4 protein-coding genes and 1 pseudogene are annotated in these 3579 nt (G+C 63.6%); 2 read left to right on the forward strand and 3 right to left on the reverse strand.

Annotation, left to right across the window (positions count from 1 at the left end):
* Positions 1-163, forward strand: a pseudogene (locus tag EN969_RS36160) (EamA/RhaT family transporter); the annotation flags it as partial.
* A gap of 18 nt (positions 164-181) precedes the next feature.
* On the opposite strand, the gene EN969_RS21755 reads toward EN969_RS36160, so the two are convergent.
* From EN969_RS21755 to EN969_RS21765, 3 genes are all read right to left on the reverse strand, one after another.
* Complete coding sequence (locus EN969_RS21755; protein ID WP_063168158.1) at positions 182-1222, reverse strand: zinc-dependent alcohol dehydrogenase family protein; 1041 nt, start codon at positions 1220-1222, stop codon at positions 182-184.
* Positions 1223-1340: 118 nt separating this feature from the next.
* Positions 1341-1991, reverse strand: coding sequence for a maleylacetoacetate isomerase (maiA, locus tag EN969_RS21760; RefSeq protein WP_024503824.1), 651 nt, complete (start codon positions 1989-1991; stop codon positions 1341-1343).
* 4 nt (positions 1992-1995) lie between these two features.
* Positions 1996-2691, reverse strand: coding sequence for a fumarylacetoacetate hydrolase family protein (locus tag EN969_RS21765; protein WP_024503825.1), 696 nt, complete (start codon positions 2689-2691; stop codon positions 1996-1998).
* A gap of 175 nt (positions 2692-2866) precedes the next feature.
* On the opposite strand from EN969_RS21765, the gene EN969_RS21770 reads away from it, so the two are divergent.
* On the forward strand, positions 2867-3550 hold the full coding sequence (locus tag EN969_RS21770; protein WP_024503826.1) for a response regulator transcription factor: 684 nt from the start codon (positions 2867-2869) through the stop codon (positions 3548-3550).
* The last annotated feature ends 29 nt before the right edge of the window (positions 3551-3579 follow it).

The following is a 3579-nucleotide window of genomic DNA, read 5'->3' on the forward strand; positions in this document are numbered from 1 at the left end:
GTTGCAGCTGCTGCAGCCATTCTTCGGACTGGCACTGGCAGCGACGCTGCTGCACGAACAGGTCAGTTCGTTGATGGTGGTCGTCACGCTTGGCGTGGTGCTTTGCGTCGTAGGCGCCAAGCGATTCGCGAAGCAGGAATTGCCACGACGCGCGATCGCCTGACGACGGTGCCGTCCTCGCCTAAAACTTCGTCACCACCCCAATCCCAATGCCCTCGAAGCCGCCCATCGCCATCAGGGCCGCAGGCGCCTCGTCGAGACTGATCCTCTTGCCGACCAGCAGTTCGGGCTTCAGCTTGCCGTTGCGGATCATGTCCATCATCGCCTGGTAGCGGTAGGCCTGCATGCCGTGGCTGCCGAGGATTTCGAGCTCGAAGGCGATCACCTTGTCCATCGGCACCTGCGGCCGGGCATGCTCGCCCAGCATCAGGCCGACCTGCACATGGCGGCCGCGCCGGCGCAGATTGGATATCGAATTGAACGAGGTGGTGGGGTGGCCGAGCGCGTCCATCGACATATGCGCGCCGCCATTGGTGATCTGCTTGACCGCCTTGACCACGTTCGGCGTCGTAGATGCATTGATGGTGGCGACGGCGCCGATCTTTTTGGCGAAATCCAGTTTCTCGTCGGTGAGATCGATGGCGATGACATTGGCGCCCATGGCGCTGGCAATCATAATCGCCGACAGGCCGACGCCGCCGCAGCCATGCACCGCGACCCATTCGCCCGGCTTCACCCGGCCCTGGTCGACAATGGCTCGAAACGAAGTGACGAAGCGGCAGCCGAGGCTGGCGGCGGTGGCGAATTCCATCTCGTCGGGCAGGCGCACAAGATTGGTGTCGGCATGTTCGATGGCGACATATTCGGCAAACGAGCCCCAGCCGGTGAAGCCAGGCTGTGTCTGGTGCTCGCAGACCTGGTGATTGCCCGAATTACACTCGAAGCAGCGGCCGCAGCCGACGGCGAACGGCACTGTGACGCGCTCGCCGGCCTTCCAGCGTGTGACCTGCTTGCCCGCGGCGACGACGATGCCGGCAAGTTCATGGCCCGGCACGTGCGGCAGCGTGATGCCTTCGTCATGACCCATCCAGCCATGCCAGTCGCTGCGGCACAGACCGGTCGCCTCGACCTTGATGACGACGCCATCGGCTGCCGGCTTCGGATCAGGAACGGTCTGGATCCTCGGCGCTTCGCCGAATTTCTCGAAGACGACGGCTTTCATCGGCAACACCACCTTTCACACGGCCTGCGGGAAACGATAGCCGATTCCCTATCCGGTCAAGCGAAAATCGATTCCGCCAGCCATACTGTTCCGGTGCCGACGCTACGCAGATGACGCCTTATTCCGCGTCGATCTGGTTCTGGGGCGCCGCTTTCTGGAAGGCCGGCAGCGCCATGCAGGCGGCGTTGATGCGCGCGATCGTCGGGTAGGGCGTCAGATCGACGCCAAAGCGGGCATTGCTGGCAATCTGTGCGGCGAGGCAGATGTCAGCCAGACCCGGCGCGTCGCCATGGCAGAATGTTCCGGTCTCCGCCGACAAGGCCAGGATCTTTTCAAGCGGCTGAAAGCCCTCGTTCACCCAGTGGCGGAACCAGTTGACGACGTCCTCGTCGCCGGCGCCGAACAGCGTGCGCAGCGAGGTCAGCACGCGCAGATTGTTCACCGGGTGGATGTCGCAGGCGATCATCTGCGCCAGCATTCTGACCCGTGCCCGACCGGCCGCATCCCCTGGCAATAGCGGTGGTTCCGGGCTGGTCTCGTCGAGGAATTCGATGATCGCCAGCGATTGCGTCAGCAGCGTGCCGTCGCCGAGCACCAGCGCCGGCACCAGCCCTTGCGGATTGACCGCGAGATAGGCTGGTTCGAGGTGCTCGCCATGGCGCAGATGATGCGGGATATAGTCGTAGCTCAGCCCCTTCATCTCCAGCGCGATCCGCACCCGGTAGGAGGTGGAGGAGCGATAGTAGTTGTGCAGGACGAGTTTGCTCATGCGCTCACTTCGGCTGGCCGATGGTTATTTCGATGGTGCCGATGCCGTCGACGCCGCCGGTCATCGTGTCGCCGGGGCCAACCGCGCCGACGCCTGCTGGCGTACCGGTGAAGATCAGGTCGCCGGGCTCGAGCTCCATCGCCTCGCTGCAGATCGACACGATATCCGGTATCGGCCAGATCAGTTCGGCGAGGTCGGCATCCTGCCTGACCTTGCCGTTGACGGCGAGCCAGATGCGGCCCTTCTGTGGGTGGCCGGATTCGTGCGCTTGCACCAACGGGCTGCAAGGGGCGGAGCGGTCGAAGGCCTTCGACCAGTCCCAGGGCCGGGCGGCCTTCTTGGCCTCGTCCTGCAGGTCGCGGCGGGTGAGGTCGATGCCGACGCCGTAGCCCCAGACATGGTCCAGCGCCTTGTCGCGGGGAATGCGGAAGCCGGCTTTGCCGATCGCGGCCACCAGTTCGATCTCGTGGTGCAGATTGGCCGTCAGCGGCGGGTAGGGGATAGCGGTGCCGGAATCGACCACCGCGTCGGCCGGCTTGGTGAAGAAGAAGGGCGGATCACGCTCGTCATTGCCGAATTCGCGGGCATGCGCCGCGTAGTTGCGGCCGACGCAGTAGATACGGCGCACCGCAAAACGATCGGACGAGCCGGCAACGGCCACCGATGCGGTTGCGGGCAGGGGAAGGACGAATTCTGTCATCAAGGGTCTCTGCTTGGTTGCCGGAACATTCGACCGATTTGGGGGCCTGGACAAGGCGATTTGGTCGAGAAAGTGCCGGCGGCACTTTCCGCCGGAGATGGCGATATACTATTTGGCAATAATCTGGCCATGGTGGAGAGGTTATTCTAATCGCTCACGAACTGAAATGAACCCCATGACCGCAACCCACGATCGCGCCCGGTTTCTGATCATCGACGACCATCCGCTGTTTCGTGAGGCGCTGCACAGCGCCGTGCAGATGGCCTATCCGGAAGTCGACACGGTGGAGGCGCGCTCGATCACCGAGGCGCTCGATCTTCTGGCCGATGCCAAGCCGTTCGACCTCGCGCTTCTCGACCTCTCGATGCCCGACGTGCACGGTTTTGACGGCCTGCTGCAACTCCGGACCCGCTATCCGCGCCTGCCCGTGGTGATCGTCTCTGGTTACGAGGAGCCGAAGATCATTTCCGAAGCGCTGTCCTATGGCGCTGCCGGCTTCATCCCGAAATCGGCGCGCAAGAGCGACCTCGCCGCAGCCATCCGCTCGGTGATGGAAGGCGCGATCTATGTGCCGGAGACCTACGAAGGCCGGCCGCCGGACGCCGACAGCGCCGACCGCGCCGACATGGTGCAGCGCCTGTCGACGCTAACGCCGCAGCAACTGCGCGTGCTGCAGATGCTGCGCCAGGGCCTGCTCAACAAGCAGATCGCCTACGAGCTGCAGGTGGGAGAGACCACGGTGAAGGCGCATGTCTCGGAGATCCTGCGCAAACTCAATGTCTACAGCCGCACGCAAGCGGTGATCGAGGTGTCGAAGCTGGACAATGCGGAGTTGTTTCGCGATCAGGCTGGGTTTTGAGCTTTTACCCTCCTCCTTGTGGGGAGGGT

It is taken from the genome of Mesorhizobium sp. M7A.F.Ca.CA.003.01.2.1 (genome assembly GCF_003998945.1).
Classification (GTDB): Bacteria; Pseudomonadota; Alphaproteobacteria; order Rhizobiales; family Rhizobiaceae; genus Mesorhizobium; species Mesorhizobium ciceri.